Annotated in this window: 17 protein-coding genes; 9 read left to right on the top strand and 8 right to left on the bottom strand. The window is 70.8% G+C overall.

The window, feature by feature from the left end; genetic code table 11:
• Nucleotides 1-6 precede the first annotated feature (6 nt).
• From ACZ7L7_RS08040 to ACZ7L7_RS08020, 5 genes are all read right to left on the bottom strand, one after another.
• Nucleotides 7-705, bottom strand: a complete 699-nt coding sequence (locus tag ACZ7L7_RS08040) for a phosphatase PAP2 family protein (protein WP_472075299.1) — start codon at nt 703-705, stop codon at nt 7-9.
• A gap of 77 nt (nt 706-782) precedes the next feature.
• Nucleotides 783-1,718 carry a M56 family metallopeptidase gene (locus ACZ7L7_RS08035; RefSeq protein ID WP_453603739.1) on the bottom strand — a complete coding sequence of 312 codons (936 nt, stop codon included), beginning with the start codon at nt 1,716-1,718 and terminating at the stop codon, nt 783-785.
• Between the two features lie 70 nt (nt 1,719-1,788).
• Nucleotides 1,789-2,316 (bottom strand): DUF5134 domain-containing protein, encoded by a 528-nt coding sequence (locus tag ACZ7L7_RS08030; RefSeq protein ID WP_285512307.1) that lies wholly within the window; start codon nt 2,314-2,316, stop codon nt 1,789-1,791.
• Between the two features lie 151 nt (nt 2,317-2,467).
• Complete coding sequence (locus ACZ7L7_RS08025) at nt 2,468-3,235, bottom strand: VOC family protein (RefSeq protein WP_285512306.1); 768 nt, start codon at nt 3,233-3,235, stop codon at nt 2,468-2,470.
• Nucleotides 3,236-3,323: 88 nt separating this feature from the next.
• Complete coding sequence (locus tag ACZ7L7_RS08020) at nt 3,324-3,716, bottom strand: VOC family protein (RefSeq protein WP_285512305.1); 393 nt, start codon at nt 3,714-3,716, stop codon at nt 3,324-3,326.
• 73 nt (nt 3,717-3,789) lie between these two features.
• Between ACZ7L7_RS08020 and ACZ7L7_RS08015 the strand changes: the two genes are divergently transcribed.
• Nucleotides 3,790-4,326, top strand: coding sequence for a GNAT family N-acetyltransferase (locus tag ACZ7L7_RS08015; RefSeq protein WP_472075296.1), 537 nt, complete (start codon nt 3,790-3,792; stop codon nt 4,324-4,326).
• Nucleotides 4,327-4,335: 9 nt separating this feature from the next.
• On the opposite strand, the gene ACZ7L7_RS08010 is transcribed toward ACZ7L7_RS08015, so the two are convergent.
• Nucleotides 4,336-5,019: a glycerophosphodiester phosphodiesterase gene (locus ACZ7L7_RS08010; RefSeq protein WP_285512303.1), complete on the bottom strand. Its 684-nt coding sequence runs from the start codon at nt 5,017-5,019 to the stop codon at nt 4,336-4,338.
• Nucleotides 5,020-5,413: 394 nt separating this feature from the next.
• Between ACZ7L7_RS08010 and ACZ7L7_RS08005 the strand changes: the two genes are divergently transcribed.
• The 4 genes from ACZ7L7_RS08005 (at nt 5,414) to ACZ7L7_RS07990 (ending at nt 9,320) form a co-directional block, all read left to right on the top strand.
• Nucleotides 5,414-6,811 carry a DUF6421 family protein gene (locus ACZ7L7_RS08005; protein WP_285512302.1) on the top strand — a complete coding sequence of 466 codons (1,398 nt, stop codon included), beginning with the start codon at nt 5,414-5,416 and terminating at the stop codon, nt 6,809-6,811.
• A gap of 35 nt (nt 6,812-6,846) precedes the next feature.
• Nucleotides 6,847-7,599 (top strand): SDR family oxidoreductase, encoded by a 753-nt coding sequence (locus ACZ7L7_RS08000; RefSeq protein WP_285512449.1) that lies wholly within the window; start codon nt 6,847-6,849, stop codon nt 7,597-7,599.
• Nucleotides 7,596-8,666, top strand: a complete 1,071-nt coding sequence (locus ACZ7L7_RS07995) for a threonine aldolase family protein (protein WP_285512301.1) — start codon at nt 7,596-7,598, stop codon at nt 8,664-8,666. The genes ACZ7L7_RS08000 and ACZ7L7_RS07995 overlap by 4 nt, the downstream gene beginning before the upstream one ends.
• Before the next feature lie 81 nt (nt 8,667-8,747).
• Nucleotides 8,748-9,320, top strand: coding sequence for a transglutaminase-like domain-containing protein (locus ACZ7L7_RS07990; protein ID WP_471429993.1), 573 nt, complete (start codon nt 8,748-8,750; stop codon nt 9,318-9,320).
• A 7-nt stretch (nt 9,321-9,327) separates the two neighbouring features.
• On the opposite strand, the gene ACZ7L7_RS07985 is transcribed toward ACZ7L7_RS07990, so the two are convergent.
• Entirely contained in the window at nt 9,328-10,056 is a 729-nt protein-coding gene (locus tag ACZ7L7_RS07985; protein ID WP_285512299.1) for a lysophospholipid acyltransferase family protein, read from the bottom strand.
• A gap of 234 nt (nt 10,057-10,290) precedes the next feature.
• Here ACZ7L7_RS07985 and ACZ7L7_RS07980 point away from each other — a divergent pair, with 234 nt between their 5' ends.
• The 4 genes from ACZ7L7_RS07980 (at nt 10,291) to ACZ7L7_RS07965 (ending at nt 13,288) form a co-directional block, all read left to right on the top strand.
• A complete protein-coding gene (locus tag ACZ7L7_RS07980) occupies nt 10,291-10,617 on the top strand; it encodes a TlpA family protein disulfide reductase (RefSeq protein WP_285512298.1) in 327 nt (108 codons plus the stop codon).
• 117 nt (nt 10,618-10,734) lie between these two features.
• Nucleotides 10,735-11,244, top strand: coding sequence for a flavin reductase family protein (locus ACZ7L7_RS07975; protein ID WP_285512297.1), 510 nt, complete (start codon nt 10,735-10,737; stop codon nt 11,242-11,244).
• 242 nt (nt 11,245-11,486) lie between these two features.
• Nucleotides 11,487-12,275: an electron transfer flavoprotein subunit beta/FixA family protein gene (locus tag ACZ7L7_RS07970; RefSeq protein WP_285512296.1), complete on the top strand. Its 789-nt coding sequence runs from the start codon at nt 11,487-11,489 to the stop codon at nt 12,273-12,275.
• 50 nt (nt 12,276-12,325) lie between these two features.
• The gene (locus ACZ7L7_RS07965; protein ID WP_472075292.1) at nt 12,326-13,288 is read left to right on the top strand and encodes an electron transfer flavoprotein subunit alpha/FixB family protein; all 963 of its coding nucleotides are present in this window, start codon (nt 12,326-12,328) and stop codon (nt 13,286-13,288) included.
• 62 nt (nt 13,289-13,350) lie between these two features.
• Here the strand turns inward: ACZ7L7_RS07965 and ACZ7L7_RS07960 are convergent, their stop codons facing one another.
• Nucleotides 13,351-14,256 carry an endonuclease/exonuclease/phosphatase family protein gene (locus tag ACZ7L7_RS07960; RefSeq protein WP_472075290.1) on the bottom strand — a complete coding sequence of 302 codons (906 nt, stop codon included), beginning with the start codon at nt 14,254-14,256 and terminating at the stop codon, nt 13,351-13,353.
• Nucleotides 14,257-14,362 lie beyond the last annotated feature (106 nt).

The following is a 14,362-nucleotide window of genomic DNA, read 5'->3' as shown; positions in this document are numbered from 1 at the left end:
GAAGGATCAGGCCGTTGTGTCCGCCGACTCCACGGTCCGGTGGTGGCGCCGGTGCAGGGCGATCGCCAGCGCCACCACCGCGGTGCCCATGAGCCAGCCGCCGATCACATCGCTCGTCCAGTGGACGCCGAGCCAGACCCGGGTCAGTCCGACGCCGACGACGGAAACCGCGGCCACGGACACTGCCGCACACCACAGGGCGCGGCCGGCGCCGTAGTGGCGCAGCAGGTACAGCAGGAGGCCCAGGACGACCGTGGCGGTCATCGCGTGCCCGGAGGGGAAGGCGGCGTAGTGCGCGGAGTCGACCGGGTCGGGCCACACGGGGCGGGGGCGGTCCACGGCGGCTTTCAGGCCCTGCTGGAGGACGTTGGCCACAAGGGTGGTCAGCGCGAGCCACAAGGCCGTCCACAGGGCCGCGTACCGCCGGATCAGCCATACCGCCGCGAGCGCGCACAGGATCCGCATCGTCCAGGGGTCCCACACCCAGTCCGTCAGGATCCGGTTCGTCTGCGTCACCCCGGACTCGGCGACCGCCCACCGGTGCGTGGTCTCGGCGATGTCACCGTCGAGGTTCATGAGCGGACGCCACCGGGCGGCGACCAGCACCAGCAGCAGGGCGGAGCACAGGGTCAGCGCCCCCGCCCAGCCGAGTGCGGGCCCGCGCAGCGACGTACGGGGCGGGGAGTCCACGGACTGGGTCTGCATACTGCGATCCTCGCCGACCCGGGGTGCGGGAGGCCAATGGACGCGGAGGCATGATGCCGACGCGGGGCCGGGGCGGTCTACCCCAGCGCCCGCAACCCCGGTACGAACGTCACCAGCACCGGCACCACCGGCACCAGCGCCGCCGCCGCCGTCAGACGCAGGCGGCGGAACGGGGGGAGGCGGTCCGGGGGAGTGAGGAGGCGGGTCACCCGTTCGGGGACGTGGGCCTGGGTCGCGGTCGGCCCGAACACGCCCCGGTCCTCGTTGAGTTCGACCAGGGCCAGAGCCGTGGTGAGGCGGCCGAAGCGGCGGGAGGCCATGTCGTCCGCGGCGAGTTCGACGAGGCGATGCATCTCGTCCCGGAACCCGGCGAACACCGGCACCTGCGGGAACCCCGCGGCCAGCGCGGCCGAGCAGTGCAGCAGCCAGTCGTGCCGCGCCCGGGCGTGCCCCTGCTCATGGGCGATCACGGCGTCCAGCTGCCGCCCCTTCAGGCGGCGCAGCGCCGCCGTGGTGACCACCAGCCGCGGTGACGGTCCGGGCAGCCACCAGGCGTCCGGGCGCTCGCCCTCCAGGACCAGCAGGCGCCGCTCGGGATCGGGCTCCTCGCCGGGCAACAGCGGTGCGCGGACGAGGAGTTCGGCCCGTCGGCGCCGACGCCGGGCCCGGGCCAGCAGGATCTCGCGGATCAGCATCGCCCCGGTCCAGAGCCCGCCGCAGGCCAGCGTCACCGCGGTGAGCGCCGCCCAGGGACCGGTCACGCCGAGTGCGTACGCCTCCACCACCGCGCGCGGTGCCGGGGCGAACACATGGCCGCGTACCGCCTGCCAGGCCGCCGCGGCGCTGAGCGTCATCGACAGCACGCAGCACAGCAGGACGGCCGCCACGACGCACTGCCACGCCCACAGCGCGACCACCGGTTCCCGGTCGGGCCAGTCGGCCCGGTGGAGGAACCGGGGGGCGACCACGGCGGTCAGAGCGGCGAGCAGCAACAGTGCCGCGGGGACCATCATGGGATCAGCCTATGAGCGCCGCGCCGCTCAGGGGTACGGGCCGACCGGCCAAGTGACACAGACCACGGTTTCACATCGTCAGCAGCATGGAGACCATCGCGATCCCCATCGACAGCCGGCAGGCCCGCGCCAACTCCGGCCGGTCACCGAGCCGTACGGCCGTACCGCCCGCCGCGACGGGCACCAGCCGGACCCCGCTCAGCAGCACGTACCCGGTGAAGTAGAGCAGCAGCGCGCCGGTCACCGGCGGGACACCGGAGCCGCCGTGGCCGGGGGAGGCCGCCATCGCGAGCGCCATGTAGACCATGGCGCAGGTGCCCACCAGGTGGTGCAGGTGGTGGGCGCTGCTCCGTGCCGACCACAGCGCGCGCAGCGCCGCCGCGCCGAACACCGCCGCGTAGACCGGCCAGGCCCAGCGCGGTGGGGTGAACACGGCCGCGGGCACGGCCATCGCGGCCATCCCGAAGCCCATCAGCGCCTCGCCGCCCGCGGCCCGGCGCTGTTCCTCGACATCGCTGCGCATGCGCAGCAGGCAGTAGGCGCCGGTGGCCGCGCACAGCGCGACCAGCAGCCAGCCGGGCGAAGCCGGTAGATGCACACGCCCTCCCCGCTCGACGGTGCGGGCTCTGGCCCGCGGTCGGTCGGAGAATGCCCGCACCACGCGGCGCGCACGCGAGCGCAAGGGTGTACACGGGGGGCATGCGGGGGAGCACGGCCGGTCGGGGCATATGCCCTGCGTACCGGGCCCCTCAGTCCCCTTCGTCCCCCGCCCGGTACACCCCGAACACAGCCCCCTGCGGATCCCGCAGTACGGCGATGCGCCTGCCGCCCGCCAGTGTCGTGGGCTCCATCAGGGCACTGCCGCCCGCCTCCGCCGTGACGGCCGCGCTCCCGTCGACGTCCTCGACCGCGAAGTACGGCAGCCAATGGGCGGGGACCTCGTGCGGGAACTTCTCGTCCATGGTGACCATGCCGCCGAAGTCGGCGCCCTCGATGCCCCACTGGGTGTAGTACGGGGAGGCGTTGACGCTCCAGCCGAACAGGGCGCGGTAGAAGGCGACGGCGCGTTCGGGGGCGCGGGTCATCAGCTCCACCCAGCCGAGCGTGCCCGGCGCGTTGAACAGGCCGGCGCCCGGGAAGGCACGGGCCTCCCACAGTTGAAAGGCGGCCCCCGTCGGATCGAGGACCACCACGAACCGGCCCACGTCGAACACGTCCATCGGCCCGACCAGCACCGTCGCCCCCGAGGCCTCCGCCTTCGCGGCCGTGGCGTCGGCGTCGGCGACTCGGAAGGACACGTTCCAGGCGACGGGCTGGGACTCCTGGTACAGCGGGGCCAGCGCGGCGACCGCCGCGTCCCCGAGGTGGGCCACCGTGTAGCCGCCCGCCTCCTGGCGCGGGTCCGTCTCGGCGCGCCAGCCGAAGAGCCGGTGGTAGAACCGCTGGGCGCCGTCCAGGTCACTGGTCCCCAGCTCGGTCCAGCAGGGCCCGCCGAGCACCGGCTTGTCGAGCTTCATGGCGTTCCTTCCGAGCGGCGGACCCCTTGAAGCACGCTAAGCCCGGCACCGCGGCCGGGCCATCGGAAAGCGGCGGGCCACCGGCGCCTCAGATCCCCGGCCGGTACCTCAGGGGATGGTCCATCGGCGTCTCCACCAGCGCGATCCGGGTGCCGTCCGGGTCGGCGATCCACATCTCGACCAGCCCCCACGGCTCGCGCACCGGCGGACGCAGGATCTCCACCCCCTTCGCCTTGAGCTCCTCGTGTGCCGCCTCCGCGTCCTCGACCTGGAGCCAGAGCTGGAGCGCGGGGGAGGGCGGGGTCTCGGAGCGGCCGGAGACCTCCAGGAAGCCGCCGCCGAGGAAGTAGACGGTGCCCCGTTCGGGGCCGGTGCCGAACTCGCGCTGGACGGCGAGGCCGAGCTGTTCGCCGTAGAAGGCGCGGGTGCGGTCGGGGTCGACGGGACGGAGCAGGATTCGACTGCTGAGTACATGCACCATGATCCGGGAGCCTAGTGGTCCCGGGTTACTCTCGTCCCTGTTCGCGCAGCGCCGAGAAGCTGGAGACACACCGATGGAGACCGCCGCCGCACTGACCTTCCGGGACGCCACCGACGCCGATGTGGACGCGCTGGTGGCGCTGATCGAGTCGGCCTACCGAGGCGACTCCAGCAGGGCCGGCTGGACCACCGAGGCGGACATCCTGGAGGGCCAGCGCACCGACCCGGAGGGCGTGCTGGAGGTCATCAAGTCGCCCGACAGTCGGCTGCTGACGGTGGAGCGGGACGGCACGATCGTCGCCTGCTGCCAGCTGGAGCACCGCGGCAGGCACGCCTACTTCGGCATGTTCGCGGTGAGCCCCACCCTGCAGGGCGGGGGCGTGGGCAAGACCGTCATAGCGCAGGCCGAGCGCACCGCCCGCGAGGAGTGGGACGTCACGGAGATGCACATGACGGTGATCTCCGTGCGCGAGGACCTCATCGCCTGGTACGAGCGGCGCGGCTACCGCCGTACGGGACAGATGACGCCGTTCCCGTACGGCGACGAGCGGTTCGGCATCCCGCAGCGCGACGACCTGCAGTTCGAGCTGCTCACCAAGGAACTCGGCTGAGGCGGCGCCTCACGCCGTGAAGCGGCCCGTGCGTTTGATCTCCGGGAAGTCGGTGGTCGCCCCGTCCAGTTCCAGGGCGCGCACGAGCCGCAGATGGTCCTGGGTGTTCACCACCCAGCCGATGACCCGGAGGTGCGCCTCGCGGGCCGCCTCCACCACTTCGAGGGTGATCCGGCGGATGTTGAGGCAGAGCGTGCCCGCGCCCACGGCGACGGCCCGGTCGACGATGTCGGTGCCGTAGCGGCTGCCGATCAGGGCGGTGCGCACCCCCGGTACCAGCCGGGCGATCTCGGCGACCGCCTCGTCGTGGAACGAGGACACCTCCACCCGGGAGACCAGGTCCCGCCGCTCCATCACCTCGGCCAGCGCCCGCGCCGCCGCCACGTCCTTGATCTCGGCCTGGAGCGGTGCCGTCACCGCGTCCAGCACCTCCTCGAAGACCGGCACCCGCTCGCCCTTGCCCGCGTCCAGGGCGCGCAGCTCGGCGAGGGTCTTCTCGGCGATGGGGCCGCTTCCGTCGGTCGTGCGGTCCACTTCGGTGTCGTGCATGACGACGAGATGGCCGTCCTTGCTCAGGTGCAGATCGAGTTCGATGACGTCGAGGCCGGAGTGCTGGGCGGCGACGAAGGATCGGAGGGTGTTCTCGGGTTCGACACCCATGACTCCGCGGTGACCGATGGTAAGGAAGTTCAAGGTTCGACTCGCTTCCGTCGACGGCGGCTCGGCGCGCGCGTACGACCGGAACGCGACGTTCGCGCGGCAGGCGCAGCCTAGCCGCCGGGACCCCGGATGAAACCCGTGCGTACACGGCGGATCGGCCCGATGGGCGGATGGAACCGGCCAGTACCTGGCGGGCACCGGTACGGGGCCCGGGACCGGGCGTCACCCGGCCGTGGGCGAGTCCGCGGCGCATTGACCGGGCGGCCCATTGCGCCTCCCCCAGAAGAGTGTCTCTACCCCGTGCCGCAGGAAAAAATGCGGCGACGGTGGGGGTGGTGCAGGATATTTTCCCGAGGTCCCTCTTGCTGGGAGGAACCTCGTGTGCGTACCGTGTCTCTACACGAGGTTCTCCAGTGGAGGATGGGACATGACGGAAATTCTTGTGCAGTCGGGTGTGGGGGAGAACGTTTCTCCTGTGGCCAGGGTGGTGGAACACCCTGCTTGGCCCGTGCTCAAGGATGCCGTGGAGCAGATCCGGCCATGGCAGTCCGCCGACGGGTCGATCGACTTCGAGGCCGAGGGCGCTCCGGCCGTCGCCGACGCCGAGGCCGCCGTGGCCCGCGTCACGAAGGCCGTCGAGGAGCTGTCGCCCCTGCTGCCGCACGACGCGGACTACCACCAGGCCCTGGTGAAGGACCTCAGCCGGTGGGCCGAGGGCGGCTTCGAGGTGCCGGACTTCCTGGACTCCCTGATGGTCTTCCATCCCGCCGCGAACCGCGCGGACGGCCTCCAGCACCTGGTCGTCTTCCCCATGTACACGCAGAACGGCAACCCGGACCGCAACCTCGAAGCGGTCGTGCTGCGCATGGTCTGGCCCGACTGGCTGGCCGAACTGGAGCGCACCCGCTACGACAACCCGCTGTTCTGCGGCATCAAGTTCGAGGACTTCACCTCCGGGTACGACACCAACTCCGCCGTGCTCTTCCCCGAGACCATCGCCGTGCGCGAGGCGCCGGAACGGTTCACCTGGGGCGGCATCTTCTGCGACCGCGAGGCCGCCCGCTTCCGCCGGGTCACCGAGGCCGCCGTGGACGTCCTGGGCCTGGAGCTGCCCGAGGACATCGCCGCGATGGTCCACGACCAGAAGCGCTGCGAGGAGGCCTTCGTCCTGTGGGACATGGTCCACGACCGCGCCCACAGCCACGGCGACCTGCCCTTCGACCCGTTCATGATCAAGCAGCGCCAGCCGTTCTGGATGTACGGCCTGGAGGAGCTGCGCTGCGACCTCACCGCCTTCAAGGAGGCCGTGAAGCTGGAGGCCGACGGCGTCCCGCAGGCCCGTGACGTGCAGTACGCGGTGCTCTTCGACCGGATGTTCCGCTTCCCGGTCACCGGCGACCGCAACCGCAACTACGACGGCCTGGGCGGCCAGCTGCTCTTCGCCTACCTGCACAAGCACGATGTCGTCCGCTGGACCGACAACAAGCTCTTCATCGACTGGCAGCGCGCCCCGCAGGTCACCAACGAGCTGTGCGCCGAGATAGAGAAGCTCTACCGCGACGGCATCGACCGTCCGAAGCTCGTGCACTGGTTCGCCGGGTACGAACTGGTCTCCACCTACCTCGCCCCGCACCCCGGCTCCAAGTGGGCCAAGGGTCCGGAGGCCCTGGACGTCTCCCTGCCGCCGCGCAAGCTCGTCGATGACGTGCTTCCGGACGAGTTTCCGCTGAGCATGTTCTATGAGGCCCTGTCCAAGAAGCTCAAGAATGTGATCGCCTCGACCAAGGGCATCACGGCGGACAGCGCCGAGCGGGTCGCCGCGTGAGCGACCTCAGCGAGGACACGGCTCAGGAGGGCAAGATGGCGAACGGGAACGGGCCGCTCAGCGGTGCGGTGATCGCGGTGGCCGGGGCGGGCGGACCGGCCGGCCGGGCGACCCTGCTCAAGCTGGCCGAGGCGGGCGCCACCGTCGTGGGCGCCGACAACGATCCCGAGCGGCTGGCGGAGGCCGTCGACGCGGCCCGCTACGCCGGGGGCGGCGCCACCGTCACCGGTGAGCCCGTCGACCTGCTCGACCTGGACGCCACCAAGGACTGGGCCGCCCGGACCGAGAAGGAGTTCGGCCGGATCGACGGCCTGGTCCACCTCGTCGGCGGCTGGCGGGGCAGCGAGACCTTCGTCAAGACCAGCCTGGACGACTGGGACTTCCTGGAGCTGCTGCTCATCCGCACCGTCCAGCACACCTCGCTGGCCTTCTTCGAGGGGCTGCAGCGCAGTGAGCGCGGCCGGTACCTGCTGATCAGCGCCGCCGGAGCGTCCAAGCCCACCGCGGGCAACGCCGCCTACGCCGCCGCCAAGGCCGCCGCCGAGGCGTGGACGCTGGCGCTGGCCGACGCCTTCCGCAAGGCCGGGGGCGCCGAGGGCCCGACCTCAGCGGCTGCCATCCTGGTGGTCAAGGCGTTGGTCCACGACGCGATGCGTGCCGAGCGGCCCAACGCGAAGTTCGCGGGCTTCACCGACGTCAAAGATCTCGCCGAGGCCATCGTCGACGTCTGGGACAAGCCCGCCGCGGAAGTGAACGGACAGCGTCTGTGGCTCACCGAGAAGCCGTGAACCCCCCGAAGACCGATGCGCGTCGCCACCACGACCCGGACGTCCGCGGTTTCGCCAGCGACAACTACGCCGGCGCGCACCCGGAGGTCCTCGCCGCGCTCGCCCTCGCCAACGGCGGCCACCAGGTCGCCTACGGCGAGGACGACTACACGGAGAACCTCCAGGCGATCATCCGCAGCCACTTCGGTCCCACGGCCGAGGCGTTCCCGGTCTTCAACGGCACCGGCGCCAATGTCGTAGCGCTCCAGGCGGTCACCGACCGCTGGGGCGCGGTGATCTGCGCCGAGAGCGCCCACATCAACGTCGACGAGGGCGGCGCCCCCGAGCGCATGGGCGGCCTGAAGCTGCTCACCGTGCCCACGCCGGACGGCAAGCTCACCCCCGAGCTGATCGACCGGCAGGCATGGGGCTGGGAGGACGAGCACCGGGCGATGCCGCAGGTCGTCTCGATCACCCAGAGCACGGAGCTGGGCACCCTCTACACGCCCGACGAGATCCGCGCGATCTGCGAGCACGCCCACGCGCACGGCATGAAGGTGCACCTGGACGGCTCCCGGATAGCCAACGCCGCGGCCTCCCTGAACGTCCCGATGCGGACCTTCACCAACGCCGTCGGCGTCGACATCCTCTCCCTGGGCGGCACCAAGAACGGCGCCCTGTTCGGCGAGGCCGTCGTGGTGATCAACCAGGACGCCGTCAGCCACATGAAGCATCTGCGCAAGCTGTCCATGCAGCTCGCCTCCAAGATGCGTTTTGTGTCGGTGCAGTTGGAGGCGCTGCTCGCGAAGGACCTGTGGCTGCGCAACGCCCGGCACGCCAACGAGATGGCGCAGCGGCTCGCCGAGGGCGTCCGCTCGGTGCACGGCGTGGAGATCCTCTACCCGGTGCAGGCCAACGGCGTGTTCGCCAAGCTCCCGCACGACGTGAGCGAGCGGCTGCAGAAGCGGTTCCGGTTCTACTTCTGGGACGAGGCCGAGGGCGTCGTGCGCTGGATGTGCGCGTACGACACGACCGAGGACGACGTGGACGCGTTCCTCGCGGCGCTCAAGGAGGAGATGGCCCGGTAGCTGTCCCGGACTGTGCATAGGTATGCGGTCACCTGAAAAGTCATTGACTCTTGGGTGATCGCATTCCTATGCTCTGCCGTCATGGAGCTCATCCAGGAAACCCCCGACCTCTCCGCCTACTTGGCCGCTGACGAGGTCATCGACCACGAGAGCCCGGTGGTGCGGAAGGCGGCCGACCGGCTTGCCGCGCAGGCCGAGGACTCGTATGCCTATGCGCGGCTGGCCTTCGAGTTCGTACGCGACACGATTCCGCATTCCCAGGACTCCGGCGACCCGCGTGTCACCTGGCGCGCCTCGGACGTACTGGAGCGGGGCACGGGCATCTGCTACGCCAAGTCCCATGCCCTCGCGGCCCTGTTGCGGGCCGAGGACATCCCGACGGCGCTGTGCTACCAGAAGTTCGACGTCGTCCACGGCCTGGTCGCCGTCCGCTTCAACGGCGCCTGGCACCGCCAGGACCCGCGGGGCAACAAGCCCGGCGTGAACGCGCAATTCTCCCTGGACGGCGAGCGGTTGGCCTTCCCGGTGGACCCGGAATCCGGCGAGCTCGACTACCCGACCCTGTACGCCGAGCCGCACCCGGCGGTCCTTGAGGCCCTCCGGAGCGCGAAAGACCGGGAGCACCTGTGGGGGCTGCTCCCGGCCGCGCTCTGAGCAGGGGTCAGCGGGCCTCGGCCGCGCGGACCTCTTCCGGTGTGGGGGCCGTGCCGCCGAGGTGGGCCGGCATCCACCAGGTGTCGTTCGCGTCCTTCGGGCGGACCGGATACGCCCGCTGCGCGGCCTCCAGGAGTTCCTGGACGCGTTCGCGGAGCTGGCGGGTGATGGCGCCCGCGTACTTGTCCTTGGAGGCCTCTATGGCCTCGCCGACACGGATGGTGATCGGGATGTGGCTGCGCTTGAAGTTGCGCGGGTGCCCCTTGGTCCACAGGCGCTGGGTGCCCCAGACCGCCATCGGGATCAGCGGGACACCGGCCTCCTGGGCGAGCCGCGCGGCACCGGACTTGAAGCTCTTCAGCGTGAACGACTGCGAGATCGTCGCCTCGGGGAAGACACCCACGATCTCACCGGAGCGCAGCGATTCCAGCGCGTGCTGGTAGGCGGCCTCGCCCTGCTTGCGGTCGACCGGGATGTGCTTCATCCCGCGCATCAGCGGACCGGAGATCCTGTGCCGGAACACCGACTCCTTCGCCATGAAGCGCACCAGGCGCTTCTGCGGCAGCGCGGCCAGGCCGTTGAAGATGAAGTCCAGATAGCTGATGTGATTGCTCACCAGCACAGCGCCGCCCGAGCGCGGGATGTTCTCCGAACCCTTGCAGTCGATCTTGAGGTCCCACGCCTTGAACATCGTGAGGGCGAGACCGACGACGGGACGGTAGACAAGCTCTGCCATGGACGGGTTGGACCCTTCCTTCTCTGCCTGGGAAGGGATCTCCCGGCGGGAAAGTTACGCAGCCGTAGGTTTACGGCATGTCGCAGATCGTGCCCCAAGAACGGACGGGGAACCAGTCCTCGTGCCCGTCGACGGCGAGATTCTCGTCACGTCGGCCCTGATCAACCTCCCGCGCCCGGGAATCTTCGCGCCGTCAAGAGCGCTGCAGAGGGCGACGGCAGGAGGAGGACGCGGGTGCGCGAGCGGGACCACGACAAGCGGCTGGGGCCGGACGAACTGGGCGGACAGCTCGGCGAGAAAGCCACCCTGGTGCAGTTCTCCAGCGCCTTCTGCGCCCCCTGCCGGGCCACCCGCCGGGTGCTGGGCGAGGTGTCCGCGATGGTGCCCGGAGTCGCCCATGTCGAGATCGACGCCGAGGCCCGCCTGGAGCTGGTGCGGGAGCTGGGAATCGTCAGGACGCCGACCGTCCTCGTCCTCGACGCCGCGGGGCGGGAGGTGCGCCGGGCCGCCGGACAGCCGCGCAAGGCCGACGTGATCGCGGCCCTCGGCGCGGCATTGTGACATGAGCACCCGTCCGACAGTGAGTCATCTCCCACATCGCGGTACGCACTTGACTGCACAGAGCAACTATCGTCAGTCTGACGGGATGTCCCCCGTGCTCGTCCTGTCCAGGTGCTCATGACCGCGACGCCCGACCTCGGCGCCCCCCGGCTCGCCTCGCCCGATCTGCTGCGCTCCGTCTTCCGGCGGCACGCGGCGGGAGTCGCGGTGATCACCGCGTTCGGCGAGCACGGCCCCGTGGGGTTCACCGCCACCTCCCTCACCTCGGTCTCCGCGGAGCCCCCGATGCTCTCCTTCGGCGTCGGCACCGGGTCCTCCTGTTGGCCCACGCTGTCCGCGGCCACACATGTGGGCGTACACCTGCTCGGCGAGCACCAGCGGGAACTGGCCGCCACCTTCGCCCGCAGCGGCGCCGACCGCTTCGCGCCGCCCACGTCCTGGCGCCCGGGACCCGAGGGCGTACCCGTCCTCGACGACGTGCCCGCCTGGCTGATCTGCCGGATCACCGCACGCGTGCCGGCCGGGGACCACCGGATAGTGCTGGCCGAGGTTCTGCTGGGTGACCCCACCGGCCCCGGGCGGCCGCTGCTGTACCACCAAGGCCGCTTCACCGGCCTGCGTGACTGAGCTCACCGGCCCTGTGTGATCGAACCGGCAGCCCGCTGGTCTGCGAACTCGTCGGTTTCCGATTACGCTGCGTTGCAGACGTCACAGTTCAAAGCGCTTGCTTAGCGGTAACGAACTGGGTGTACTGACGAGTAATATTTCGCTCGGAGCGCGGGTCGCCCCGATCGGGATCGGCCACTTGGGGCGCCTATGCTGCCTGCAAGAAGGCAGCAGAGAAATGACGATGCAGTAGGAGAGCCGGCGTGAGCTTGAGGATCGTTGTCACTGTGAAGTACGTGCCCGACGCCACTGGCGACCGGCACTTCGCCGATGACCTGACCGTCGACCGGGACGACGTGGACGGTCTGCTCTCCGAGCTCGACGAGTACGCGGTCGAGCAGGCGCTGCAGATCTCCGAGAACTCCGACGACGACGTCGAGGTCACCGTTCTGACGGTGGGTCCGGAGGACGCCAAGGACGCGCTGCGCAAGGCGCTGTCCATGGGCGCCGACAAGGCCGTCCACGTCGAGGACGACGACCTGCACGGCACCGACGCCATCGGCACCTCCCTGGTGCTGGCCAAGGCGATCGAGAAGGCCGGCTACGACCTGGTCATCTCCGGCATGGCCTCCACCGACGGCACCATGGGCGTCGTCCCCGCGCTGCTCGCCGAGCGTCTGGGCGTCCCGCAGGTCACCCTGCTCTCCGAGGTCTCCGTCGAGGACGGCACCGTCAAGGGCCGCCGCGACGGCGACGCCGCCTCCGAGCAGCTGGAGGCCTCCCTGCCGGCGGTCGTGTCCGTCACCGACCAGTCGGGCGAGGCGCGTTACCCGTCCTTCAAGGGCATCATGGCGGCCAAGAAGAAGCCGGTGGAGTCCTGGGACCTGTCCGACCTCGACATCGAGGCGGAGGAGGTCGGCCTGGAGGGCGCCTACACCGTCGTCGACGCGGCGGCCGAGCGTCCGGCCCGTACCGCGGGCACGATCGTCAAGGACGAGGGCGAGGGCGGCAAGCAGCTCGCTGAGTTCCTCGCGGGCCAGAAGTTCATCTGAGCCCCCATCGCCGACCGCCCCTCAACTTCGTTTCGCAGGAGAGCAATCCCATGGCTGAAGTCCTCGTCTACGTCGACCACGTGGACGGTGCCGTCCGCAAGCCCACCCTGGAGCTGATGACCCTCGCCCGCCGCATCGGCGAGCCGGTCGCCGTCGCCCTCGGCAACGGCGCCGCCGACACCGCCGCCACGCTCGCCGAGCACGGCGCGGTCAAGGTCCTCACCCACGAGGCGTCCGAGTACGCCGACTACCTGGTCGTGCCGAAGGTCGACGCGCTGCAGGCCGCCGTCGCCGCCGTCTCCCCGGCCGCCGTCCTGGTCCCCTCCTCCGCGGAGGGCAAGGAGATCGCCGCCCGTCTGGCGCTGCGCATCGGCTCCGGCATCATCACCGACGCCGTCGACCTGGAGGCCGGCGACGAGGGCCCGGTGGCCACCCAGTCGGTGTTCGCCGCGTCCTTCACCACCAAGTCCCGTGTCTCCAAGGGCACCCCGGTCATCACGGTCAAGCCCAACAGCGCGGCCGTCGAGGCCGCCCCGGCCGCCGGTGCGGTCGAGGCCCTCGCCGTGACCTTCTCCGACAAGGCGACCGGCACCAAGGTCACCGCGCGCACGCCGCGTGAGTCGACCGGCCGTCCGGAGCTGACCGAGGCCGCGATCGTGGTCTCCGGTGGCCGTGGCGTCAACGGCGCGGAGAACTTCGCGATCATCGAGGCGCTCGCCGACTCCCTCGGCGCGGCCGTCGGCGCCTCGCGTGCCGCCGTCGACGCCGGCTGGTACCCGCACACCAACCAGGTCGGCCAGACCGGTAAGTCGGTCTCGCCGCAGCTGTACATCGCCTCCGGTATCTCCGGCGCGATCCAGCACCGCGCGGGCATGCAGACCTCGAAGACGATCGTGGCGATCAACAAGGACGCCGAGGCACCGATCTTCGACCTCGTCGACTACGGCGTGGTCGGCGACCTCTTCGACGTCGTCCCGCAGCTCACCGAGGAGATCAACGCCCGCAAGGGCTGATCACCCCAGGCTGTACGAGGCCCCCGTGACCGCTGAGGCGGTGGCGGGGGCCTCGCCCTTGCTCAGCCCAGGGCCACCGACGCCTGCACGGGCAGATGGTCGCTGGGGAACTGCGCGTCCACGGCGAAGGTGTTGACGGCCGCCCGGTGCACGGTGACGCCCGGCGTGGTGAGGATCCAGTCGATGCGCTCACCGTCCGGGACCAGTGGCAGGTAGCCGTGGAAGGTGCCGTACAGGGGGCCGCGCTCGGCGGCGGTGTCCCAGGTGTCGAGCAGCCCGGCGCCCAGCAGGATGTCGTGGACGGCGTTGCCGCGCGCCGCGACGTTGAAGTCCCCGGTCACCAGGACCGGCAGGGCCGGATCGAGGCCCTTGATCCGCTCGGCGATCAGTCCGGCACCGCGCTCCCGGGCGTACTGGGAGCGGTGATCCAGGTGGGTGTTGAGGATGTGGAACTCGCGGTCGCCGTCGCCGAGATCGCGGAAGCGGACCCGGGTGACCATACGGGGGAAGGCGGCGCCCCAGGTGTTGGAGCCGATCGCGTACGGGGTGTCGGAGAGCCAGAAGTGGTCGTACTCCAGCGGGCGGACGCGGCGGGTGTCGTAGAAGACCGCCATCGCTTCGTCCTCGCTGCCGTGCAGACGGCCGGTGCCGATCCAGTCGTAGTGGCGGCCGAGGTCGGCCTCGATGTCGAGCAGTTGCGGGAAGAGGCCCTCCTGGGTGCCGATGACGTGCGGGGCCTCGCGGTGCAGCAGCGCGCGCATGACCGGGCGGCGCACGGCCCAGCTGTGCGGCTCGGCGGTGCTCGCGAAGCGCAGGTTGAAGGACATGACCTCCAGACGGCGGCGCGGCCGTGCGCGGGCCGCGGCGGACTGCCCGGTCAGTGCTGTACTGGACAGGGGTGTGGCGGCCGCGGCGACCAGTGCGGCCTTCAGACCCAGGCGGCGCGAGACTCGGTTGTGGTGCGGCACTCGGGCTCCTTCGGACGGGAACGGGCCGGACGAGTCGTGCGGAGGTGCCGTAGGAGTGTCATAGCGCGCCATGAGGCGGACGTGAGCACGGCGACAGCGGGGAGTG

It is taken from the genome of Streptomyces sp. NPDC110618 (assembly GCF_055657065.1).
This window is presented reverse-complemented; position numbering and strand designations above follow the sequence as displayed.